The following is a 22008-nucleotide window of genomic DNA, read 5'->3' as shown; positions in this document are numbered from 1 at the left end:
CCGACTATGGCCAGTCCCCGTGTCCTGTCCGGAATCCAGCCCACCGCCGACTCCTTCCACCTGGGTAACTACCTGGGTGCCGTGCGGCAGTACGTCGCGCTGCAGGAGGGCTACGACGCCTTCTACTGCGTCGTCGACCTGCACGCGATCACGGTGGACTACCAGCCCGAGGCGCTGCGGCGGCGCTCCAGGATCGCCGCGGCCCAGCTCTTCGCCGTCGGCCTGGACCCCGAGCGGTCCACGGTCTTCGTCCAGAGCCACGTGCGCGAGCACACCGAGCTGGCCTGGGTCCTGATGTGCCTCACCGGCATGGGCGAGGCCGGGCGGATGACCCAGTTCAAGGACAAGTCCGCCAAGTACGGCGAGAGCTCGGCCGGGGTCGGCCTGTTCACCTACCCGATCCTGCAGGCGGCCGACATCCTGCTCTACGGGGCGAACAAGGTCCCGGTCGGGGCCGACCAGAAGCAGCACCTGGAGCTCACCCGCGACCTGGCGCAGCGTTTCAACCACCGCTTCGGCGAGACCTTCACGCTGCCCGAGCCGTACATCGTCAAGGGCGTCGAGAAGATCACCGATCTGCAGGAGCCGACGGCCAAGATGTCGAAGTCGTCCTCCTCTCCCGCGGGCATCCTGGACCTGCTGGAGCAGCCGGGGCCGCTCCGCAAGAAGGTCATGCGGGCCGTCACCGACACCGGCACCGAGATCGCCTTCGACGAGGAGAACAAGCCCGGCATCGCCAACCTGCTGCGCATCCTGTCGGCGCTGACCGCCACGCCGATCCCCGACCTGGAGGCCCGCTACGCCGGGCAGGGCTACGGCACCTTCAAGAAGGACGTCGCCGAGGCCGTCGTGGAGACCTTCACGCCGATCCGCGAGCGCACCGAGAAGCTGCTCGCCGACGAGGACGAGCTCGACAAGATGCTCGCCGCCGGCGCCGCACGGGCCCGGGCGGTGGCCGCCGAGACCATGGCGAAGGTCCGCGACCGGGCGGGGTTCCTTCCCGCCCCCTGAGCGATTCCCTCCGCCGCCGGGGTAGGGGAGACGGCGTGACGGGTCTGAAGGAGCGGATCGGCGCGCTGCGCGAGTGGGGCGGGCGCGAGGTCGAGACCGACCGGATCAGGTGGCCCTGGCTGGACCACCTGATCCGGACGGTGCAGCGCTACCAGGTCCAGTCGGGCGACCGGCTGGCCGGCGCGGTGACCTACTTCGCCTTCCTGTCCTTCTTCCCGATCATCGCGCTGGCCTTCGCCGTCGCGGGCTTCCTGCTGTCGGAACGGCCGAACGCCGAGGAGACCCTGCGCAAGGCCATCGACGAGTACCTCCCCGGCCTGGCCGCCAAGCTCCCGATCGACCAGATCGCCGAGGCCCGGACCGGAGCCGGGATCATCGGCCTGCTCGGCCTGCTCTACGCCGGTCTGGGCGCGATCGACGCCCTGCGCGGGGCGCTGCGCGAGATCTCCATGACCACCGAGCCGCCGCTCGGCTTCCTGCCCGGCAAGCTCCGCGACCTGGCGGCCCTGGTCCTGGTCGGCTTCACGATGCTCCTCTCGGTCGTGGTCGGCGGCGTCGCCACGCAGGCCAGCGGGATGGTGGCCGGGTGGCTGGGCCTGTCGGAGTCGTTCGCCGGGACCGCCACCGTCTGGCTGGCGGGCCTCGCGGTCGGCGTGGCCGCCGACACCGTGGTCTTCCTCGTCGTTCTGGGCTGGCTGGGCCGTTCCACCCAGCCCTTCCGGGTGGTGCTGCGCGGCGCGCTGCTGGGGGCGGTCGCCTTCGCCCTGCTCAAGCAGCTGGCGGCGTTCCTGCTCTCGTTCACCCTGAACAACCCGGTCTACGGGGTGTTCGCGGTGATGGTCGGCCTGCTGATCTGGATCAACTTCTCCGCCCGGGTGGTGATGTACACCGCGGCCTGGACGGCCACCGCCTCCCTCGGCCCGCCGCCCGATCCGACTCCCGTGCCCGGCGGGGACAGGCTTTTCAGCCAGGGCTGAAGGGCTTCGGGCTTGGGTGGGGTTTTTCGTTTCGGGCATGGTCGCGCTCTGCGGGCCGGTGGTCCAGGCGGCCGTCGCAGTGGCCGTCTGGTGGGGTCAGGCCTCCGGCCTGGCGGGCGCGCGGGGTTCGGTGCTTCATACGCCGCCTGGACCACCGGCCCGCGCCGCGCTCCTCGTGCCGCGCCGTACGGCGTGCGGGCCGTATGGACGCGGTTCTTTAGCCCGAGCCCCACAGGCTACGAGCGGCGGCGGCGGCCGTACACCAGCCAGGCGGCGCCGCCGAGCAGGGCCGCGACGGCGGCCGCGGCCGCGTAGGGGAGTGCGGAACCGGACTCCTCCTCCGCGGGGCGGGCGGCCCCGGCGGGTTTCTGCGCCGCGGCCGGGCCCTGGGCGGGCGGGTTCGCGGCCTGGGCCTGGGCGGTCGGCAGCGGAGCCGGTTCGGGGACGGGCTCGACCAGGCGGCCGACCGGGACGGCCCTGCCGCGGGCGGCGAAGCCCCAGTCGAGCAGGTCGGCGATGTCCTCCCACATGTAGCCGTCGTGCCGCATGATCGTCACGATGACCGTGTGGCCGTTCCGCTTGGCCGCGCCGACGAAGCTGGCCAGGGCCTTGGAGGTCCAGCCGTTCTTGACGCCGATCATGCCCTTGTAGCGCCAGAGCAGCTTGTTGTGGTTGCCGATCTCGTAGTAGCCCTTGGGCGCCGGGAACCTGTCCGTCTTCAGGCTGACGTACCGCCGGAAGTCGGGGTTGGCCAGGCCGGCGCGGGCGATCAGCGCCAGGTCGTAGGCGGAGCTGCTCTGGCCGGGCTTGTCGAGCCCGTTGGGCGTCTTGGCCACCGTGTCGAACGCCTGCAGCCGCCGGGCCTCGGCGTTCATGTCGGCGAGCGTCCTGTCCAGGCCGCCGTTGGCCTCGGCCAGCGCCACCGCGGCGTCGTTGCCGGAGACCAGCAGCAGGGCCTTGAACAGGTCCTCGACGGTGTAGAGCGGTTTGGGCACCAGCCCGACCGCGCTGCCCTCCACGTTGACGGCGTTCCTGCTCGGCCTGACCTTCTTCGCCTTGTCGAGCTTGGGGATGAGGGCCAGGGCGGTCAGCGCCTTGAGCGTGCTCGCCGGCAGGTAGCGGCCGTGCGCGTTCTTGGCGGCGAGCACCTCGCCGGTGTCGGCGTCCGCGATCACGTAGGACTTCGCCGAGGTCTTGGGCGGGGCCTTCATCCCGGCGGGGAAGACGATGCCCCGCTCGCCCAGGCGCGCGCCGCCGACGGGTTCACGGCCGCTGGGGTCCCATGCCCCGGCCGGCGCGCCGTACGCGGGCGGCGCGGCCTGCGCGGTCCGGGCCTGCGCGGGCGGTGCGGCCTGTACGCTCTGCGCGGGCGGTGCGGCCTGTACGGCCTGTGCGGGCGGTGCGGCCTGTACGGCCTGTGCGGGCGGTGCGGCCTGTACGGCCTGTGCGGGCGCGCCCAGGAAGGTGACCGTCGCGAGCAGCACCCCTGCGGGTGCGACGTGTTTCATCCCCATAGTGATCTCAGGGTAGCTTTGTGGTGATTCGCCTGCGTTCGCATGCGGGGGCTCATCCCCGGCCTCGGGACGGGCCACGCTGCGGGATACGGACATAATGCAAATGTCGCGAAAGATCGCCGGATTTCTGGTCGCGCTTGCCGCTTTCATGATCGTCGAGTGGATCAACCTTGGGTTCAACCTGCAGGACGGCCACCCCACGGCGTTCTACGTGGTCCACGGGGTCCTGGTCGCGGTCAACGTCGCGCTCGGGCTCGTGCTCGGGTTCGTCGGCCTGCGCGGGCTGGGCGGCCTGCGGGGCCTGTTGGGCCTCCTGGGTTTCCGGGGCCTACGCGGCGGGGTGAAGCGCCCGCAGGGTCCGCCGGTGTAGTTCGGCGGCCTCCTCCGCGGAGTTGCCGATGCTGGTGAAGCCGAGCTTGCCGAACTCGGGGATCGCGCCCAGCAGGTGCAGCACGTTGCCGGTGCGGGCCTCGCGGTCGAAGCCGAGCCCCCGGTCGCGCAGGAGCTCGACGACCTCGCGCGGCTTGCGGCCCCGCAGCCGGGGGACGGCGCAGTTGTCCGTGGCGACGTAGTACTTGGGCTGGCCCGAGCACATCAGCAGGCCGGTCCCGGGGTCGTAGACGGCGCCCGTGGTCAGCAGCGCGGCCCCGAAGGGGTGGGTGGTGCCGCCGATGCGCAGGTTGATCTCGCACAGCAGCGTCCGGTAGCCGCCGTCGGTCTTCACCGCGAAGAAGTCCATCCCGAACAGCCCCACCACGCCCCGGCGGGCCAGCACCGCGGCGATCCGCCCGGCGCACTCGCCCACCTCGGCGCGGTAGTCCTGGCTGGCGGGGAAGGTGCAGCCCTGGTACACGTCGCCGTTCGGGCCGCCGAGGACCTGCTCGTGCGTGGCGACCACGTCGTAGGCGCCGCCGGGCGTGATCCTGGCCAGCGCGCTGGGGGAGCGCAGCGGCCGGTCCTCGATGAACTCCTCGATCACCGCCCCCCGGACGGCGATCTTCTCCGCGAAGGTGGTCCAGTTCTCCTCGGCGGCGGAAAAGCTCGTACGGCAGGCGGTCAGGCGCGGGCCGTCCTTGACCACGATGGCGTTGCCCAGGCCCGAGTAGCTGTTGTTGAGCTTGACCATCAGCCGGCCGCCCCGGCTGAGCGCGCGGGCCGCGTGCTCGACCTCGGTCAGCGACCGCAGGTCGGTGAAGCCGGGGACGAGGGGGACCCCCGCCTCGTCGCCGACCATCCGGCTCCCGCTCTTGGAGCCCAGGTGGGCCAGGGCGGTGGCCGGGCCGTAGACCGGCAGCCCGGTCAGCCCGGAGAGCCGCTCCTCGGACTCGCTGACCACGAAGGGCACCATCCACGCGTCCCGGACGTCGCCCAGCGCGCCCCGGATCCGCGCCAGGACGTCGGGCCGGCTCAGGATCTTGTCGGTGAGCGGCAGGGGGCGCGGATCACCCAGACCGATCATCTCCAGGCGTCCGCGGGCCTCGCCCGGGTCGTCGAGGAAGCCCAGGTAGTAGTCCACGATCGCCGGGTCCACCTGGACCGAGCTGAGGTAGACGACCTTCACCCCCGGGCGTTTCAGGGTGAACAGCAGGAAGAGCAGCCGCTCCTCGTAGCAGCGCGCCCCGGGGATGATCCGGAGCTCGTCCTGCGGCAGTGAGAGCGAGGGGATGACCACCACGGTTCCCTCGTTCGGTTCGAAGATGCTCAATCTGGAGTGCTTCTCCCCAAATGGGATATTAGTGATCATAAGCGGAGTGAACCACGCATTCTTTCGGGTTGCATCAGTCCGCCGGGTTCGATGAGCGGTACCTCAGGGTCACGGAAGTTGCCAGGTCGGGCGATGTTTCAACCGTCCGTGACCCCGGGTGCCAGGCGCCCGTCATCCGGTAGGACTACCGTTCCCTGGCTAATCCGAGTCATTCGTCATGGTTCGTATGGGTCAGGAGGGACAGGAGACAGGTATGGGGCGACAAAACATTTGGTGCAGATGTCGGCGCGGGGCCGCTGAGGAGGGATAAAGTCGATGTCATCGTCAACGCGCCGGTGGCCTCGCTTCGGCCTGCCGACTCCGCGCCGGCGATCCGTCGTCCACGGCGGCGTGTCCGCGATGCCCGTCCGGGGCACCCGCCCGCGCCCTTCCGTGCGGCGACCGTTTTCCAACAGGACTGCCCCATGGATCGGGTGATTCTGGGCAGTGGCACGTGCGTCGAGGATTCGGACCGCTGGCGCGGATGGGACGGTGACCAATGCGAGGGCGTAATCTGCGGGGGGAACTCGACGCGTTCCTCGCCGAGCGCGAGGCGGAGCTGATCGGCTTCCGCCGAGACCTCCACATGAACCCCGAGCTGGCGTTCGCCGAATACCGCACGACGCAGCGCGTCGCCGAGCGGCTGGGCGCCGCCGGCCTCGTGCCCACGGTGCTGCCGCGCGGCACCGGCCTGATCTGCGAGATCGGCAGCGGCGAGGGGCCGACGGTGGCGCTCCGGGCCGACATCGACGCGCTCCCGGTGCCCGACGAGAAGGACGTGCCCTACAGCTCGACGGTCCCCGGCGTCTGCCACGCCTGCGGCCACGACGTGCACACCGCGATCCTGCTCGGCGCCGGCCTCTTCCTCGCCCAGCAGGCGAGGGCGGGACTGCTGCCCGGCAAGGTCCGGCTGCTGTTCCAGCCCGCGGAGGAGCTGCCCGGCGGGGCGCTGGAGGTCCTGGCCGCGGGCGGCCTGAGCGGGGTGGACCGGATCTTCGGCCTGCACTGCGACCCCAAGGTGGACGTGGGCAAGGTCGGCCTCAAGGCCGGGCCCATCACCTCCGCCTGCGACCGGGTCAACATCCGGGTCAGCGGCCCCGGCGGGCACACCGCCCGGCCGCACCTCACCGTGGACCTGGTCTTCGCGCTCGCCAAGATCCTCACCGAGCTGCCCGCCGCGCTCTCCCGCCGGGTCGATCCGCGCTCGTCGCTCAGCCTGGTCTGGGGCCGGGTCGAGGCCGGTTCGGTGGCCAACGCGATCCCGGACGACGGTCTCGCCGAGGGCACCCTGCGCTGCCTGGACGAGGAGGCCTGGCACGCGGCCCCCGACATGATCAAGTCCTTGCTGGAGTCGGTGGCCGGGGCCTACGGCGTCGAGGTGGACCTGGACTACGTGCGCGGGGTGCCGCCGGTGGTCAACGAGGAGGACAGCGTGCAGATGCTGTCCGAGGCGGCCGAGAGCATGCTCGGCGAGGGGGCCTCGGTGCCGACCCAGCAGAGTCTGGGCGGCGAGGACTTCGGCTGGTACCTCGAGTCGGTCCCCGGGGCGTTCGCCCGCCTGGGCACCCGCACGCCGGGCACCGCGCACGCCGGAGACATCCACCAGGGCACCTTCGACGTCGACGAGAGCTGCATCGGCGCGGGCGTGCGCTTCCTGGTCGGGACGGCGCTGACCGCCCTGTGGGAGGAGCGGCAGCCCACCGTCGAGGAGCCGCTCGTCGTGGTGAATTCGGACACCTGAGCCGCCGGAGGCCGACCGGACGGGCTTATCGGTCGCGGCGGGGCCTGCTGCATCTCCACGGGGAAAGGAGAGGGCCTGCGGAGAGCCGATGATCTCCGCAGGCCTCGCGGCGGTGATTCCCGATCCGTGCCGGGCCGGTCTTTCCTCCGCTCCGCGGAGTCGCTCAGCAACGAATCGGTGTTTCCAGCGCTCTCAGTGAACGTCTACACCCGCGTCGGTGATACTGCAGTTGTATCCCGCCGCCCGTACGGTGGAAGCCGGCGCCCTCATGGTGTTCCGCTCCCTGGTCACGGTGTTGCCGTAGATCGTGATGCGGTAGGGGTACTTCGAAGTGACGCAGGTGGCACTCACCCGGTAGGCGCCCCAGCCCGCGAAGCACTGTGTGCGGGCGACGTTCGGCGATTGGCTGGTCTGGCAGGACCAGACTTCCGCATTGGCCGGAGAGGCCGTGGTGACACTCGCGGCAAGGAGCGCTGCAGAACTGATCAGGGTTGTTGTGATGGCCTTGAACCTCTTCACGGTGAACCCCCTCGTGACTAGATGATCTTGGGGCGGCAGATTACCGCGGGTTCTGTTCGACGAGTGATCTGAATCAGTCTTTGCCGTTCTTTCCGCAAGGTAATGAAGTGTGGTGTTTCGGGGGCTGAACTTGGCTTTCTCCAGCGCTCCGGAAGGGCCGGCTGCTTCGTTCGGGGACCGGAGGAGCCCGCGGCCTCGTACTCGGCGGGACTAAAGATGTCGTGCCGGATCCGTGGCAAGGAGCGCCCTGGATCCGGCTTGGGTGGCGGGCATGGAGCGGAATGTTTCCTTGTCGGTTTTCTACATGAGCCAGGGGTTCCATGTTGGGAGAATGCCTGGGGTGACGGTCCGGAGGACCATGGCGGCTGGGCCTGCGGAGCACAGGTCGTATTTCCGGTGAAGCGAGTGACCTGTTCGCTCCGCCTTCCCCGGAACGGGGTAGGGGACTTACCGGCGGTTTCGTTCCGGCGGGCGGGCGGTGACCGTGCGTCGCGGTCGCGCGCCGACTCTGGGTGCCGGGAGGGACCGCTTGCGCGGCCTGCGATACCGAATCGCGGGGCAGGCCGCGTGGGGGTGTCCCCGCGGTGGGTGGAGCGTGCGGACCGTCGCTCCTGGGCCTCCGCTTCGGGGGCCGGTGTGCCGGCACGGGACAGGAGTCGGCGGCTAATTACGGAAGCGGCACGGGACGATGGAAGGGCTGTCGCCCGTGATCGGTTCGGGCTCTCAGGAGGGGGTAGGGCTCGTTCCGGTCACAGTCGCGACTGGGGTCGGTAACGGGCAGGTTGCGGAGCTGTGTGCCGGTTTGGAGTGGTCTGTCTTACCAACTACATTCCGTGGATGGCTGCCGTGCGTTTCTTCGTGCGTGCACAAGTTGATACAGCGGAGAGATGGAGGGGAGTCACCTTGCTTCGTAACCAGTTCGGCAAGATGGCAATGACCACGGTGGCGGGGGCCATGCTCATGGCCGCGGCCGCGTGTGGCGGCAACGACACCGGTTCGGGGGGGAGCACTACGGCGAGCCCGGGTGCGACCAGCGAGGCGCCCAAGTCGAGCCTCAAGGTCGGCCTCGCCTACGACGTCGGAGGCCGTGGCGACAAGTCGTTCAACGACTCCGCCTATGCCGGTCTCGAGCGAGCGGGCAAGGAGCTCGGAGCCGAGATCAAGGACCTCAGCCCGGCCGCCGACGGCTCGAACCGCGGTGAGCTGCTCCGCCAGCTGGCGGACGCCGGCTACAACCCGATCATCGGTGTGGGCTTCGCCTACGGCGAGGACATCAAGAAGGCCGCCACCGAGTACCCCGACATCCAGTTCGCGGTGGTCGACTCGGCGTCCAACGCGCCGAACGTGACCGGTCTGCTCTTCGCGGAGGAGCAGGGCTCCTACCTGGCGGGCGTCGCGGCGGCGGAGAAGACCAAGTCGAACCACCTCGGCTTCGTCGGCGGTGTCGAGAACGACCTGATCAAGAAGTTCCAGGCCGGGTTCGAGGCCGGTGCCAAGTCGGTGAAGTCGGACATCAAGATCGACGTCAAGTACCTGACGCCGGACGGCGACTTCAGCGGCTTCAAGGCCCCGGACAAGGGCAAGATCACCGCCGAGAAGATGTACCAGGACGGCGCGGACATCGTCTACCACGCCTCCGGTGACTCCGGCTTGGGCGTCTTCCAGGCGGCCGCGGCCGCCGGCAAGCAGGCCATCGGCGTCGACTCCGACCAGTACGAGACGGTCAAGGAGGCCGACCTCAAGAAGGTCATCATGACCTCCATGATCAAGCGCGTCGACAACGGAGTCTTCGAGTTCATCAAGGCCTTCCAGGGCGGCGCCAAGGGCGGCAGCAACAGCGTCTACGACCTGAAGGTCGACGGTGTGGGGCTGTCCACCTCCGGCGGCTTCATCGACGACGTCATGCCCAAGGTCGAAGAGGCCAAGAAGAAGATCATCGACGGTTCGGTCACCGTTCCGACGCAGCCGTGAGGTCGCTCCTCCGCAGGCCCCGATAGGGGGACCGCGGAGGAATGCCGGAGAGGCCCGGGGCAGGTCCCCGGGCTTTCTCCCTGTCTCGGACAGGACCTCGCGAGCCCCCTAGGCTCCCCAGGAGAACGCATTGTGACGAGCTCGGACACCCTCGCCGCGGCGCCGCCCGCCGTCGAGCTTGAGGGAATCACCAAGCGCTTCCCCGGCGTCGTCGCCAACCACGACATCCGTATCACCGTCGCCCCCGGAACGGTGCATGCGATCGTGGGCGAGAACGGTGCGGGCAAGTCCACCCTGATGAAGATCCTCTACGGCATGCAGCGGCCGGACGAGGGACGGATCCGGGTCAACGGCCAGGATGTCGACTTCCGTACTCCCGGCGACGCCATCGCCTCTGGAATCGGGATGGTGCACCAGCACTTCATGCTGGCCGACAACCTCACGGTCCTGGAGAACATCGTTCTGGGGGCCGAGCCGAAGAAGGCCGGCAGGCTGGACGCGGACGGAGCACGTACGCGCATCCGCGAACTGGGTGAGAGCCATGGGCTCCGGGTCGACCCCGACCGGCTGGTCGAGGACCTCGGCGTCGGCGACCGCCAGCGGGTCGAGATCCTCAAGGTCCTGTACCGCGGCGCGCGCATCCTGATCCTGGACGAGCCCACGGCGGTCCTCGTGCCGCAAGAGGTCGACGAGCTTTTCGGCAACCTCGGTGAGCTCAAGGCGCAGGGCTTCACGATCATCTTCATCTCGCACAAGCTCAACGAGGTGCTCAGCATCGCGGACGCGATCACGGTGATCCGGCGTGGCACCACGGTCGCCAGCGTCGAACCCGGATCGGTCACCGCCCGGCAGCTCGCCGAGCTGATGGTCGGCAGCGAGCTTCCCACTCCGGAGACCCGGGAGTCCACGGTCACCGACCGCGTCGTGCTGGACCTGGGCGGCGTGACGGTCTGCGGAAGCGGGGACAGGCCGCTCCTGAAGGACGTCACCTTCCCCGTGCGTGCGGGCGAGGTCGTGGGCATCGCCGGTGTCGAGGGCAACGGCCAGTCCGAGCTGATCGAGGCCATCATGGGCTTGCGTACCCTGGACGGGGGCCGGATCCTCCTCGAAGAGGAGGACATCACCGCCTGGACGACCCTGCGGCGGCGGGAGGCCGGCATCGGCTACATCCCGGAGGACCGGCACCGCCAGGGCCTCCTGCTGGAGGCCCCGCTCTGGGAGAACCGGGTGCTGGGTCACCAGACGCGGGTCCCGGCCCGCAAGGGCATCTGGGTGAACCGCGCGGCCTCGCGCAAGGACACCGAGCGCATCATGCGCGAGTACGACGTCCGGGCGCCCGGCATCGACACCCTCGCCCTCGCGCTGTCCGGTGGCAACCAGCAGAAGCTGATCATCGGACGGGAGATGAGCGGCGCGCCGAAGTTCCTCATCGCCGCCCACCCGACGCGCGGTGTGGACGTCGGCGCGCAGGCCGCGATCTGGGACCACCTGCGTACGGCCCGCGCCGCGGGACTCGCCGTGCTGCTGATCTCCGCGGACCTCGACGAGCTGATCGGCCTGTCGGACAGTCTCTACGTCATCTACGGCGGGCGCATGGTGGCCCGCCTCGACCCGAACCAGGTCACGCCCGAGGAGCTCGGCGGATACATGACCGGGGCGATCGCGGAGGAACAGGCATGATGCCCGCAGGGCTGCAACGCGCGCTGCTGACGCTGGCAGGCGCGGTGGTGGCGGTGCTGATCGCCGTCGCGGTATCGAGTGTCGCGATCCTCGCCGCCGGGGCGAACCCGGTGACCGCGCTCCAGGCGATGTTCGACTTCGGCGACACGCAGATCCAGGTGGTGAACTCCGTCACCACCCTCCTCAACCGGGCCGTCCCGCTGTTCATCGCGGGTCTCGCGGTGGCAATCGGCTTCCGGATGAACCTCTTCAACATCGGCGTCGAGGGGCAGTACCGCATCGCGGCGGTCGTCGCCGCCTTCGTGGGGTCCCAGTTCGAGCTGCCGGGCCCCGTCCAGATCCTGCTGATCATCGTCGTGGCGATGGTGGTGGGCGGTCTGTACGCGCTCATCCCCGCGGTGCTCAAGGTGACGCGCGGGGTGAACGAGGTGATCGCCACGATCATGCTCAATTACATCGCGATCAACCTCGCGGCCTTCCTGGTCCGCGGCCCGTTCGCCGGTGAGCGCGCGGAGGGGCAGCTGACCACCTCCACGCCGGAGCTGCCGGAGTCCGCCTGGTTCCCCAACCTGAACGTCCTGTTCGAGATGTTCGGTCTGCCCGCTCCGCGCGGCGGCGGTCTGTGGGGCTTCCTCGCGGTGGCGGTCGTGGCGGGCCTGATCATCTGGCTGGTGCTCGAACGCACCCGGTTCGGGTTCGAGGTGAAGGCAACCGGCCTCAACGCGTCGGCGGCCCTCGCCTCCGGCGTCGACCCCAAGCGCATGGTGATCTCCGCGATGGTCCTGTCCGGCGCCGTCGCCGGCCTCATCGGCCTGCCGGAGATCCTCGGCCGCACCCACGCCTACGGCTCGAACTTCACCGCAGGCCTCGGCTTCCTCGGCATCGCGGTCGCGCTGCTGGGCCGCAACAAGCCAGGCGGCATCGCGGTGGCCGCGCTGCTCTTCGCCTTTCTGGACCGCGCCGCGGCTCCGCTCCAGTTCGCTGACATCCCGCCGTCCGTCATCACCATCATCCAGGGCACCATCGTGCTCATGGTCGTGATCGCCAACGAGGTCACCATCCGTATGTCGATGCGCAACGAGGAACGGCGGGCCGCACGCCAGCTCGCCACCACCGATCAGGCAGGGGTGGCCGCATGACCGCGTCCGCGGCAACCGCGGAGGCCCGCCGGGTGCGCCGCTACCACCTGGCGCTCCTCGCCGTGGCGGCGCTGATCCTGCTCCTGTCGCTCGCTCGTGTCATCGGGGGTGCGCCCGAGCTCACCTCGTCGGGGACGTTCAGCGCCGCCCTGCTGCTCGCCGTACCCATCGCGTTGGCGGGCCTGGGCGGCCTGTGGGCCGAGCGGGCGGGCATCGTCAACATCGGCCTCGAGGGCATGATGGTGCTCGGCACCTGGTTCGCGGGATGGGCCGGCTACCAGTGGGGGGCCGTCGCGGCCCTCGTCGCCGGCCTGTTGGGCGGAGCACTCGGCGGGTTGCTCCACGCCATCGCGACCGTGACGTTCGGCGTCGACCACATCATCAGCGGCGTGGCCATCAACCTCCTCGGCCCGGGCATCACCCGCTTCCTGTCCGAGGTGCTGTACGCCCAGGGGACGGCCGCCGGCGAGAAGGGGGCGGGCATCACCACCTCGCCCACGCTCTCCTCCACCGCCCCGGAGGTCAGCCTGCCGATCCTGTCCGACGGCCCCGACCTGCTAGGAAAGCTGGAGAACACGCACTGGTTCCTGCTCTCCGACGTCGCGGGGATGCTGCGCGGGCTCACCCACAACGTGAACGTCCTGGTCATCCTGGCCGTCGCGCTGATCCCGCTGACGTACTTCGTGCTCTGGCGCACGGCCTTCGGCCTCCGGCTCCGCTCCTGCGGTGAGAACCCCTGGGCGGCCGAGTCGCTGGGCGTCAAGGTCTACCGGACCAAGTACGTCGCGACCGTCATCTCGGGCGCGATGGCCGGACTCGGTGGCGTCTTCCTGGTCTTCGTCACCACCAAGTACGTCGAGGGGCAGACCTCCGGCCGGGGGTTCATCGGCCTGGCAGCGATGATCTTCGGTAACTGGCGGCCCGGCGGCCTCGCCGCCGGCGCCTCGCTGTTCGGCTACGCAGACGGCCTGCAACTGCGCAGCTCCCAGGCCGTCACCGGGCTTCTGCTCTTCGGTGCCCTGCTCCTGCTCGTCTACACGGGCATGCAGGTCCGCAGCCGCCTGGCCGCCGGCCTGCCCGGAGTCCGGCAGTACACCGCCGCCGCGGCGGCCGCTCTCGCCGCCGTCGTGCTGCTCTGGCTCTGGCTGACCGTCGACAAGCTGCCCAACGAGTTCGTCTTCATCACCCCGCACGTGCTGACGCTGCTGGTTCTGTCCGTGGCCTCGCAGAGCCTGCGTCCGCCCGCGGCCGATGGTGTGCGCTATCGCCGAGGAGAACAACATTGATCGACTGGGCCGCACTCAAGGCCGAGGCCGTACGGGCCATGGGCAACGCCTACGCGCCCTACTCGAAGTTCCCGGTGGGCGCCGCCGCGCTGGTGGACGACGGGCGGATCGTCTCCGGCTGCAACGTGGAGAACGCCTCCTACGGCGTCGGGCTGTGCGCGGAGTGCGGGCTGGTCTCCGCGCTCCAGGCGAGCGGCGGCGGCCGGCTGGTCGCCTTCACCTGCGTGGACGGGCACGAGGAGCTGCTCATGCCGTGCGGGCGCTGCCGCCAGCTGCTGTTCGAGTTCGGCGGCCCCGAGCTGCTGATGGAGACCGTGGACGGGCCGAAGCCGATGGCGGAGATCCTGCCGTACGCCTTCGGTCCCGACGACCTGAGCCGGGGGGCCTGACAGACATGGACGCGATCGACGTCATCGTCACCAAGAGGGACGGCCGCGAGCTGTCCACCGGGCAGATCGACTGGGTGATCGACGCCTACACCAGGGGCGTGGTCGCCGACGAGCAGATGTCCGCGCTCGCCATGGCGATCCTGCTCAACGGCATGACGCGGCGGGAGATCGCCGAGTGGACCCAGGCCATGATCCGGTCCGGGACCCGGATGGACTGGTCCGGACTGCCGGGCCGTACCACCGACAAGCACTCCACCGGCGGCGTCGGTGACAAGATCACGCTGCCGCTGGCCCCGCTGGTCGCAGCGTGCGGCGGCCACGTCCCGCAGCTGTCCGGCCGCGGCCTGGGCCACACCGGCGGCACGCTGGACAAGCTGGAGTCGATCCCCGGCTGGCGGGCGTCGCTCTCCAGTGACGAGATGCTCGGCGTGCTGCGGGAGGCCGGGGCGGTCATCTGCGCGGCGGGCGAGGGGCTCGCCCCGGCGGACAAGAAGCTCTACGCGCTGCGCGACGTGACCGGCACGGTCGAGGCGATCCCACTGATCGCCTCCTCGATCATGTCCAAGAAGATCGCCGAGGGCACCGGCGCGCTGGTGCTGGACGTCAAGGTCGGCTCGGGCGCGTTCATGAAGACCGTGGACCGGGCCCGGGAACTGGCCACCACCATGGTCGAACTGGGCACCGACGCCGGGGTGAACACGGTGGCGCTGCTGACCGCGATGGACCGGCCGCTGGGCCGGGCGGTGGGCAACGCGCTGGAGGTGACCGAGTCCGTCGAGGTGCTCGCCGGCGGCGGGCCCGAGGACGTGGTCGAGCTGACCGTGCGGCTGGCGCGCGAGATGCTCCAGGCCGCGGGGCTGGACGGCGGCAAGGACCCCGAGCAGGCGCTGAAGGACGGCTCGGCGATGGACGCCTGGCGCCGGATGATCAGCGCCCAGGGCGGCGACCCGGACGCGGAGCTGCCCAGGGCCGCCGAGACGATGGAGGTCGTCGCGCCCGCGACGGGCGTGCTGACCCGGCTCGACGCCTACGGCGTGGGGCTGGCCGCCTGGCGGCTCGGCGCGGGCCGGGAGCGCAAGGAGGACCCGGTCTCCTTCGGCGCGGGCGTCATGCTGCACGCCCGGCCGGGGGACGCGGTCCGCGAGGGCCAGCCGCTGATGACCCTGCACGCCGACGAGACGGCCCGCTTCGACCGGGCGCTGGCCGCGCTGGACGGCGCCTACGCGATCGGCGAGGCCGGTGAGGTGGACCTGCTCCCGCTGGTGATCGACCGCATCAGGGCGTGAGCGTCGGGAGCTGACCCTCGAGGTCCCGGCCGGAGGTCTCCGGCGATCGGCGCGGCGGCCGGTCACCGCACGGCGGTGGCCGGCCGCCACCGTGTCCGGGGTGCGTGCTCGGGGCGCGTGCTCAGGTGGGGAGGGACGCCTCCGCGGAGTCGAAGATCCCGGCGACGACGGCGCGGTGGGTCGGCAGGGCGGCGGCGTGGCGGGAGGGCCGCCGAGGCCCGAGCGTGCCCCGACCTGTCAGGTCCGTGCATCATGAATGTCCTTCCCGGTTTTGCCGGCGCCCGCCGATACCGTGGTGTTATCGTTACCGGACGTGAGGGGAGGTGGGTGTGCGCAGGTCGTACAGGTTCCTGCTGCGCCCCACCGCCAAGCAGGCCGCCGCGCTCACCGCGTGCCTGGAGGACCACCGGCAGCTGTACAACGCCGCGCTGGAGCACCGCCTACGCCAAGGCGGGCGTGAGCGTCCGCTACGGCGACCAGTCCGCCGACCTGAAGCACATCCGCGCCGATGACCCCGTCGGGCAGGGCCGCTGGTCGTTCTCCTGTCAGCAGGCCACGCTGCGCCGCCTGGACAAGGCGTTCGGTGCGTTCTTCGCGCGCGTCAAGGCCGGGCGCACGCCGGGCTTCCCCCGGTTCAAGGGGCGCGGCCGGTTCGACACCGTCACCTGGCCCAAGGACGGTGACGGCTGCCGGTGGGACTCCCAACCCGAGCACCCGACCGCCACCTACGTGCGGCTGCAGGGCGTCGGGCATGTGCGCGTGCACCGGCACCGGCCCGTGCGCGGGAAGGTGAAGACGATCGCGGTGAAGCGGGAGGGTTCCCGCTGGTATGTGATCCTGTCGTGCGACGAGGTGCCCGCCCAGCCCCTGCCCGCCACCGGCGCGGTCGCCGGGATCGACCTGGGGGTGGCGTCGCTGGTGACCACCTCCGGCGGCGGGCACATCGGCAACCCGCGCCACCTGGCGGCCTCCGCCGACCGCCTGGCGGCGGCGCAGCGCGACCTGGCCCGCAAGAAGAGAGGGTCCGCGCGGCGCCGCAAGGCCGTGGCCCGGGTCGCGGCGCTGCACGCCAAGGTGCGGCGGCAACGCCTGGACCACGCCCACAAGGCCGCGAACGCTCTGGTGGCCGCCTACGACGTGATCGTGCACGAGGCGCTGAAGGTCGCGAACATGACGCGGTCGGCGTCCGGCACCGCAGAGCAGCCCGGCCGCAATGTCGCGGCCAAGTCCGGGCTGAACCGTTCGATCCTGGATGCGGGTTGGGGGGTGTTCCTGACGGTCCTCGCGTACAAGGCTGAAAGCGCCGGTCGCGAGTTGATCGCGGTGAACCCCGCCAACACCTCCCGCACGTGCTCGCGCTGCGGGCACGTGGCGAAGGAGAACCGCCTCACCCAGGCCGCGTTCGCCTGTACGGCGTGCGGGCATGAAGCGCACGCCGACGTGAACGCGGCGGTCAACATCGTGAGGGCAGGGCTTGCCCTTCGTGAGGCTGCGCAAGCGGCTTAGCGAGAAGCCGCTCCCTTCAGGGAACGGAGGAGTCACGCAGTACTTCCAGAACTTCCTGCACTTCCTGCACTGGTCCCCGCTGGAGACCGCGCTGGCCTTCCTCCCGGCCGGCCTGCTGGTGGCCGTCACCTCGACGAAGATGGGCGGCCTGGCCGACCGCTTCGGCACCGCCCGGCTGATCGTGATCGGCTCGGCCGCGCTGGCCGCCGGATACGCCTTCTTCCTCCGCGTCGACGAGGCACCCGACCTGGCCACGCTGGTCATCCCGGGCATGGTCCTGCTGGGCGTCGCCTTCGCCCTGTCCTTCCCGTCGCTCAACATCCAGGCGACCAACGGGGTCGCCGACGACGAGCAGGGCCTGGCCTCCGGCCTGCTCAACACCTCCGGCCAGGTCGGCGGCGCCGTCGTGCTGGCGGTGGTGACGGCGGTGCTGACCTCCAGTACGAGCGCCGACCCGCTCGACGGCTTCCGCGCCGCGATCGCGGTCTCCGGCATCCTCGCGCTGGCCGGTCTGGTGATCGCCCTCACCGGGCTGCGCGGAGCCCGTACGGCCGCCGCGGAGCGGAAGGAGGAGCCGGTCCTGGAGACCGTCTGAGGACGGAGCCGGCCTGTACCCGGAGCCGGGCCGGGGATGGAATCGGCCCGAGGGCGGAGACCGTCCGGGAACGCCCGCGCCCCCATGGACGAATCAGGGGCCCATGGGGGCGGGTGCGGATCTCCGCGTGACGAGGACGGCCGGGGCGGTGAACCGGCGGGTGTTCCTGGGCATCTAACCCGGCAGGAGGCCCACATGAACCGCTCTCGCGCCGCGCTAGTGATCATTCCCCTCGTCCTGCTGGCCGGCTGCGGCGGCTCGACCGGCCGGACGGACCCGGCCGGCCGGGCCACCGGGGTCACCGGCTCCCCGTCCTCCGGGGTCGCCTCCACCGCCGGGACCGGGTCGGTCCCGCCGACCGCGCAGGACCCGCCCGGTACGCAGGACCCGTCGGGTGGGCGGACCCCGGGGAGGACCTCCGCCCCGCAGGCGCCGCCCACCGGGCCGGAGCCGCCGACGAGTACCGGAGCGGTGCGGGTCGAGCGGAACCTCGACGAACCGCCGCTCGTCACCGGCGTGCGCTTCGCCGAACACGCCGGTTACGACCGGGTGGTGATCGACTTCAGGGGGGACCTGCCCGGCTACACCGTGGACTGGGTGCCCGAGCTGGTCCAGGACGGGTCGGGGGAGCCGATCGACGTCGAGGGCGGGGCCTACCTGCAGGTGACGATGCTCCCGGCGAACGCGCACACCGAGGAGGGCACCCCCACCCTGACGGGCGGGCCGATCCTGCAGGCCGGGCTGGGCAACGTGCGCAGCGTCGTGAAGACCGGCGACTTCGAGGCCGTGGTGGGCGTGGGCATCGTGCTGGAGCGCAGGGCCGGGTTCCGCGTCACCGAGCAGAAGCAGCCGAACCGCCTGGTCATCGACGTGGCCCACTGAACCCGTGCCCCGGGCCCGGTGGCAAGATGGTCCGATGGTGAGGAAAATCGACAGCGCGACGCGGATCCCCGTACCCGGGGGAAAGATCATCGACGAGTACGTCGGCCGGGTCAACAGCGGCGACGCCGGGATCTCGATCGCGCACATGAAGGCCCCCGCGGGCTGGGACGAGCCGGCCCAGACGCCGGAGTTCGCGGAGTACACCCTGGTGCTCTCCGGGACGGTCGTCGTCGAGCACGCCGGGGGCACGACCGAGGTGCGCGCCGGCCAGGCGTTCGCCTGCGAGCCGGGGGAGAAGGTCCGCTACAGCTGCGGCCCCGAGGGCGCCGAGTACGTCGCCGTCTGCCTGCCCGCCTTCTCCCCGGAGACGGCACGCCGTGACGAATAGCCCGCGCGGCTTCCGGCGGTCTCCGGAAGATCGCCGGACGGATACCGGACGGTAGGATATCGAGATGAGCCAGCAGCTACCCACCCTTGAGGAGATCCGCCGGGCTCCGAAGGTCTTGCTCCACGATCACCTCGACGGCGGTCTGCGGCCCGGGACCATCGTCGAACTGGCCCGCGAGACCGGCTACGACCGGCTGCCCACGACCGACCCCGGCGCGCTGCGCACCTGGTTCCAGGAGGCCTCCGACTCCGGTTCGCTGGAGCGCTACCTGGAGACCTTCGACCACACGGTCGGCGTCATGCAGACGCGCGAGGCGCTGGTCCGGGTCGCCGCCGAGTGCGCGGAGGACCTGGCGGCCGACGGCGTGGTCTACGCCGAGGTGCGTTACGCGCCCGAGCAGCACACCGAGCGGGGCCTGAGCCTCGAAGAGGTCATCGAGGCGGTCCTGGAGGGGTTCAGGATCGGCTCGGAGGGCCGGGGGATCAAGGTGGGCACGCTGCTCACCGCGATGCGCCACCAGGCCAGGTCCATGGAGATCGCCGAGCTCGCGGTCCGCTACCGCGACGTCGGCGTGGCCGGGTTCGACATCGCCGGGGCCGAGGCGGGCTACCCGCCCACGCGCCACCTGGACGCCTTCGAATACCTCCAGCGGGAGAACGCCCACTTCACCATCCACGCCGGCGAGGCGTTCGGGCTCCCGTCGATCTGGCAGGCGATCCAGTGGTGCGGCGCCGACCGGCTCGGCCACGGCGTGCGGATCATCGACGACATCGCGGTGTCCGGCGACGGCGAGCCCAAGCTCGGCCGCCTGGCGGCCTACGTGCGAGACAAGCGCATCCCGCTGGAGATGTGCCCGACCTCCAACCTGCAGACCGGGGCGGCGCCCTCCATCGCCGAGCATCCGATCGGCCTGCTCCGCCGCCTCAGCTTCCGGGTGACGGTCAACACCGACAACCGGCTGATGAGCGGGACCACCGTCTCGGAGGAGTTCGCCAAACTGGTGGAGGCGTTCGGCTACGACTGGGACGACCTGCAGTGGTTCACGGTCAACGCGATGAAGTCGGCGTTCCTGCCGTTCGACGACCGGCTGGCCCTCATCAACGGCGTCATCAAGCCGGGCTTCGCGCGGCTGAAGTGGCAGGCGTGAGCGGGGCCGCAGGAGCGGGACGGGTGTCATGAGAGAGGTGTTCCGGTCGAAGGCCGCGCTGGTCCTCGGCTGGGTGTGGGTCGTGTTCGCCGCGGCGAACGCGGCCGACCTGGTCGTCCGCTACAGCGGGCCGCCCTCGCTGGCCGCCGGGGCGGTCCTGGCGGTGCTGACGGCCCTGGTGTTCGTCACGTGCATCCGCCCGGCGGTCGTCCTGACCGACGAGGGCGTGCTGGTCCGCAACCCGCTCCGGGACGCCTTCGTGCCCTGGGCCGCGGTGGACGGCGTGGCGGTCTCGCACGGGATCACGATCACCTCCGGTGACGCGGCGGTCCGCTGCTGGACGCCGCAGACCACGGCGCGGGAGCGGGCGGCGGCCGTACGGCGCGGGCGCTCCGGCTCCGACGGCGGCGCCCTGGCGACCGAGCCCGCCCGGAGCAGGGGGGAGCAGGCGGCGGCCGAGGCGCTGGCGGGCAGGACGCACGCCGACTGGGTGGCCGAGCAGATCAGGCGGCGCGCCGAGGCCGCCAGGCCGCGGGCCGGAGCCGGTGGGACCGGGACCGGTGGGACCGGAGCCGGGGCCGGGGCCGGTGAGGGGCCCGCGACGGTGAGGATCACCTGGGCGCCGGGCGCTCTGGCCGCGCTGGGCGTCGCCCTGGCCCTGGTGGTCGCCGCCTTCCTGGCCTGAGCCGGTCCCGCGCCGGATACGGTCCGGGTCGCGTCCCGCGCCGGATACGGTCCGGGTCGCGTCCCGGCAGGGCCTGAGCCCGTACGGCAGGAGGGCGCGGCCCCGGGCCGACGGGGGTCAGGGCGGACCGGCACGCCAGGCGGCGACGAGGTCCTCCGGGGTGACCAGGGCGACCTCCGCCGTCGCCGAGCCGCTCCGGGAGACGGCGAGCAGCGGCGTGGCGGGGGCCGCACCCGGCATCCGGGAGCGGCGGACGATGAGCGCGTCCAGGTCGCCCCGCTCGAAGGGCCGGTCCTCCCGCCACACGACCGAGCCGAGCAGGGTCACCGTACGCCCGACCGGTTCGAGGTCCGTCCCCACGACGTCGATCTCCGGGTCGTCGGTGCGGGTCCAGTAGCCGCCGATCGCGCCCGTCCCCCCGGGAAGCCCGCCCATGCGCCGCAGCGACTGCCGGACCAGAGGCTTGACGGCCGCCTCGCGCCACGCGTCCCACGAGCGCAGGAGGCGGGCGAGGGCGAGGTCGCCCCGGTCCCGTTCGATCTCCGCCAGCCCGGAGCCGACGAAGGCGAGCCAGAAGCGCAGGTGCGCGTCGGTGACGTGGTAGCGGGTCTCGCGCGACGGCCGGGTGGAGAGCGGGGTCGCGGCGGTGACCAGCCGTCGCTCCACGAGGGACTGCAGCGCCCGGTTGAGCGAGGCCCTGGGCACCCCCGGCACGGCGCGGCCGATCGCGGAGTGGGTGCGGTGCCCGGCGCCGACGGCGTTCAGGACGGTCCTCGCCTGCGTGTCCGGCGGCGCCTCGGCGGCCAGGACGCGCTCCCCGGTGACCACCAGGGGCGAGACCGGGTCGGACAGGGCCCGCCGGAGCTGCTCCCGCACGGGCAGCCCCGGGGGCCACTCCCGGCAGATCAGCGGCAGGCCGCCGGAGACCAGCCGGGCGTCGACGGCCTCGGCGGCGGGCAGCCCCGCCGCGTCCGCCACGTCCGCCGGGGTGAGGGGGTGGACGACCAGCTCGGTGGCGCGCATGTAGAAGGGCCGGCCCGGCCGGTTCACCGCCTCCATGGCCTCCAGGTCCGAGCCGACGAGGACGAGCAGCACGGGGCGGCGGGACAGCTCCCGGGCGAACAGCACCTGCAGCACGCCCTCCAGCTGGGGGGCGGTCGCCAGGAGCACGGGGAGCCCGTCGAGCACGACGACGCTCGGCGACTCCTGGGGGACGGCCACCGCCAGGAGGCGGAGCGCGTCCTCCCACGATCCGGCGGACCGCTCCGCCAGGATCCGCGCACCGGGGACGCCGGACGCGGCGCCGTCGGCGAGCAGCCCCGCCACCTGCTCGGCCTCCGTGCCCCGGACGGCGGTGTGGAAGACGCACGGCACGCCCGCGCGCCGGACGAACTCCTCCGCCAGCCGGGACTTGCCGACTCCGCGGCGGCCGCGCATCAGGACCGCCCGGCCCGGCCGTCCGGCCCGGCCGCCCGTCGCGACCTTGCCCAGCAGGCGTTCCAGCCTGGACAGCTCGTGCTCCCTGCCGATGAACCGGGCCATCGCTCC

The 22008-nt window shown here is 71.5% G+C and carries 21 protein-coding genes; 17 read left to right on the top strand and 4 right to left on the bottom strand.

What is annotated here, in order from left to right:
- Nucleotides 1-6 precede the first annotated feature (6 nt).
- Both trpS and IEZ06_RS02115 read left to right on the top strand, forming a co-directional pair.
- Nucleotides 7-1011, top strand: a complete 1005-nt coding sequence (trpS, locus tag IEZ06_RS02120; RefSeq protein WP_189234950.1) for a tryptophan--tRNA ligase — start codon at nt 7-9, stop codon at nt 1009-1011.
- 35 nt (nt 1012-1046) lie between these two features.
- Entirely contained in the window at nt 1047-1988 is a 942-nt protein-coding gene (locus IEZ06_RS02115) for a YihY/virulence factor BrkB family protein (RefSeq protein WP_189234949.1), read from the top strand.
- Between the two features lie 236 nt (nt 1989-2224).
- Here IEZ06_RS02115 and IEZ06_RS02110 read toward each other — a convergent pair whose 3' ends face one another.
- Nucleotides 2225-3496, bottom strand: coding sequence for a D-alanyl-D-alanine carboxypeptidase family protein (locus tag IEZ06_RS02110; RefSeq protein WP_229797724.1), 1272 nt, complete (start codon nt 3494-3496; stop codon nt 2225-2227).
- A 109-nt stretch (nt 3497-3605) separates the two neighbouring features.
- Between IEZ06_RS02110 and IEZ06_RS02105 the strand changes: the two genes are divergently transcribed.
- A complete protein-coding gene (locus IEZ06_RS02105; RefSeq protein ID WP_229797723.1) occupies nt 3606-3872 on the top strand; it encodes an SCO4848 family membrane protein in 267 nt (88 codons plus the stop codon).
- On the opposite strand, the gene IEZ06_RS02100 is transcribed toward IEZ06_RS02105, so the two are convergent.
- Nucleotides 3831-5207, bottom strand: coding sequence for a peptide ligase PGM1-related protein (locus IEZ06_RS02100; protein ID WP_229797722.1), 1377 nt, complete (start codon nt 5205-5207; stop codon nt 3831-3833). The two genes, IEZ06_RS02105 and IEZ06_RS02100, sit on opposite strands and share 42 nt — an antisense overlap.
- A 538-nt stretch (nt 5208-5745) precedes the next feature.
- On the opposite strand from IEZ06_RS02100, the gene IEZ06_RS02095 reads away from it, so the two are divergent.
- Nucleotides 5746-6987: a M20 family metallopeptidase gene (locus IEZ06_RS02095; RefSeq protein WP_189234947.1), complete on the top strand. Its 1242-nt coding sequence runs from the start codon at nt 5746-5748 to the stop codon at nt 6985-6987.
- A 192-nt stretch (nt 6988-7179) separates the two neighbouring features.
- On the opposite strand, the gene IEZ06_RS02090 is transcribed toward IEZ06_RS02095, so the two are convergent.
- On the bottom strand, nt 7180-7506 hold the full coding sequence (locus IEZ06_RS02090) for a hypothetical protein (RefSeq protein ID WP_189234946.1): 327 nt from the start codon (nt 7504-7506) through the stop codon (nt 7180-7182).
- 903 nt (nt 7507-8409) lie between these two features.
- Between IEZ06_RS02090 and IEZ06_RS02085 the strand changes: the two genes are divergently transcribed.
- The 13 genes from IEZ06_RS02085 (at nt 8410) to IEZ06_RS02030 (ending at nt 20460) form a co-directional block, all read left to right on the top strand.
- Nucleotides 8410-9477, top strand: coding sequence for a BMP family lipoprotein (locus IEZ06_RS02085; RefSeq protein WP_203871791.1), 1068 nt, complete (start codon nt 8410-8412; stop codon nt 9475-9477).
- 132 nt (nt 9478-9609) lie between these two features.
- Nucleotides 9610-11157, top strand: a complete 1548-nt coding sequence (locus IEZ06_RS02080; RefSeq protein WP_229797721.1) for an ABC transporter ATP-binding protein — start codon at nt 9610-9612, stop codon at nt 11155-11157.
- The gene (locus IEZ06_RS02075) at nt 11154-12296 is read left to right on the top strand and encodes an ABC transporter permease (protein ID WP_229797720.1); all 1143 of its coding nucleotides are present in this window, start codon (nt 11154-11156) and stop codon (nt 12294-12296) included. The genes IEZ06_RS02080 and IEZ06_RS02075 overlap by 4 nt, the downstream gene beginning before the upstream one ends.
- Nucleotides 12293-13582, top strand: a complete 1290-nt coding sequence (locus IEZ06_RS02070) for an ABC transporter permease (RefSeq protein WP_189234945.1) — start codon at nt 12293-12295, stop codon at nt 13580-13582. The genes IEZ06_RS02075 and IEZ06_RS02070 overlap by 4 nt, the downstream gene beginning before the upstream one ends.
- The gene (locus IEZ06_RS02065; protein WP_189234944.1) at nt 13579-13971 is read left to right on the top strand and encodes a cytidine deaminase; all 393 of its coding nucleotides are present in this window, start codon (nt 13579-13581) and stop codon (nt 13969-13971) included. The genes IEZ06_RS02070 and IEZ06_RS02065 overlap by 4 nt, the downstream gene beginning before the upstream one ends.
- A gap of 5 nt (nt 13972-13976) precedes the next feature.
- Nucleotides 13977-15257, top strand: coding sequence for a thymidine phosphorylase (locus tag IEZ06_RS02060; RefSeq protein WP_189234943.1), 1281 nt, complete (start codon nt 13977-13979; stop codon nt 15255-15257).
- Nucleotides 15258-15580: 323 nt separating this feature from the next.
- On the top strand, nt 15581-15769 hold the full coding sequence (locus tag IEZ06_RS37600; protein WP_373293778.1) for a helix-turn-helix domain-containing protein: 189 nt from the start codon (nt 15581-15583) through the stop codon (nt 15767-15769).
- Nucleotides 15714-16763, top strand: a complete 1050-nt coding sequence (locus tag IEZ06_RS02055; protein WP_229797719.1) for an RNA-guided endonuclease InsQ/TnpB family protein — start codon at nt 15714-15716, stop codon at nt 16761-16763. Before IEZ06_RS37600 ends, IEZ06_RS02055 begins: the two co-directional genes overlap by 56 nt.
- Nucleotides 16741-17358: an MFS transporter gene (locus IEZ06_RS02050; RefSeq protein ID WP_229797718.1), complete on the top strand. Its 618-nt coding sequence runs from the start codon at nt 16741-16743 to the stop codon at nt 17356-17358. Before IEZ06_RS02055 ends, IEZ06_RS02050 begins: the two co-directional genes overlap by 23 nt.
- A 195-nt stretch (nt 17359-17553) precedes the next feature.
- Entirely contained in the window at nt 17554-18240 is a 687-nt protein-coding gene (locus tag IEZ06_RS02045) for an AMIN-like domain-containing (lipo)protein (protein ID WP_189234942.1), read from the top strand.
- Nucleotides 18241-18274: 34 nt separating this feature from the next.
- The gene (locus IEZ06_RS02040; protein WP_189234941.1) at nt 18275-18628 is read left to right on the top strand and encodes a cupin domain-containing protein; all 354 of its coding nucleotides are present in this window, start codon (nt 18275-18277) and stop codon (nt 18626-18628) included.
- Nucleotides 18629-18692: 64 nt separating this feature from the next.
- Nucleotides 18693-19775 carry an adenosine deaminase gene (locus IEZ06_RS02035; RefSeq protein ID WP_189234940.1) on the top strand — a complete coding sequence of 361 codons (1083 nt, stop codon included), beginning with the start codon at nt 18693-18695 and terminating at the stop codon, nt 19773-19775.
- 28 nt (nt 19776-19803) lie between these two features.
- Entirely contained in the window at nt 19804-20460 is a 657-nt protein-coding gene (locus IEZ06_RS02030; protein WP_189234939.1) for a PH domain-containing protein, read from the top strand.
- Nucleotides 20461-20577: 117 nt separating this feature from the next.
- Here the strand turns inward: IEZ06_RS02030 and IEZ06_RS02025 are convergent, their stop codons facing one another.
- Nucleotides 20578-22002 carry an ATP-binding protein gene (locus IEZ06_RS02025; protein ID WP_189234938.1) on the bottom strand — a complete coding sequence of 475 codons (1425 nt, stop codon included), beginning with the start codon at nt 22000-22002 and terminating at the stop codon, nt 20578-20580.
- Between the last annotated feature and the right edge of the window lie 6 nt (nt 22003-22008).

This window comes from Planomonospora antibiotica, assembly GCF_014647955.1.
In the GTDB taxonomy this organism is placed as follows: Bacteria; Actinomycetota; Actinomycetes; order Streptosporangiales; family Streptosporangiaceae; genus Planomonospora; species Planomonospora parontospora.
This window is presented reverse-complemented; position numbering and strand designations above follow the sequence as displayed.

Bases quoted from the DNA above. Each gene is read 5' to 3' on its own strand.
- IEZ06_RS02105 (WP_229797723.1), top strand. From the start codon at position 3,606: ATGTCGCGAAAGATCGCCGGATTTCTGGTCGCGCTTGCCGCTTTCATG.
- IEZ06_RS02095 (WP_189234947.1), top strand. From the start codon at position 5,746: ATGCGAGGGCGTAATCTGCGGGGGGAACTCGACGCGTTCCTCGCCGAG.
- IEZ06_RS02035 (WP_189234940.1), top strand. From the start codon at position 18,693: ATGAGCCAGCAGCTACCCACCCTTGAGGAGATCCGCCGGGCTCCGAAG.
- IEZ06_RS02025 (WP_189234938.1), bottom strand. From the start codon at position 22,002: ATGGCCCGGTTCATCGGCAGGGAGCACGAGCTGTCCAGGCTGGAACGC.
- IEZ06_RS02030 (WP_189234939.1), top strand. From the start codon at position 19,804: ATGAGAGAGGTGTTCCGGTCGAAGGCCGCGCTGGTCCTCGGCTGGGTG.
- IEZ06_RS02045 (WP_189234942.1), top strand. From the start codon at position 17,554: ATGAACCGCTCTCGCGCCGCGCTAGTGATCATTCCCCTCGTCCTGCTG.
- IEZ06_RS02060 (WP_189234943.1), top strand. From the start codon at position 13,977: ATGGACGCGATCGACGTCATCGTCACCAAGAGGGACGGCCGCGAGCTG.
- IEZ06_RS02040 (WP_189234941.1), top strand. From the start codon at position 18,275: ATGGTGAGGAAAATCGACAGCGCGACGCGGATCCCCGTACCCGGGGGA.
- IEZ06_RS02075 (WP_229797720.1), top strand. From the start codon at position 11,154: ATGATGCCCGCAGGGCTGCAACGCGCGCTGCTGACGCTGGCAGGCGCG.
- trpS (WP_189234950.1), top strand. From the start codon at position 7: ATGGCCAGTCCCCGTGTCCTGTCCGGAATCCAGCCCACCGCCGACTCC.
- IEZ06_RS02110 (WP_229797724.1), bottom strand. From the start codon at position 3,496: ATGAAACACGTCGCACCCGCAGGGGTGCTGCTCGCGACGGTCACCTTC.
- IEZ06_RS02070 (WP_189234945.1), top strand. From the start codon at position 12,293: ATGACCGCGTCCGCGGCAACCGCGGAGGCCCGCCGGGTGCGCCGCTAC.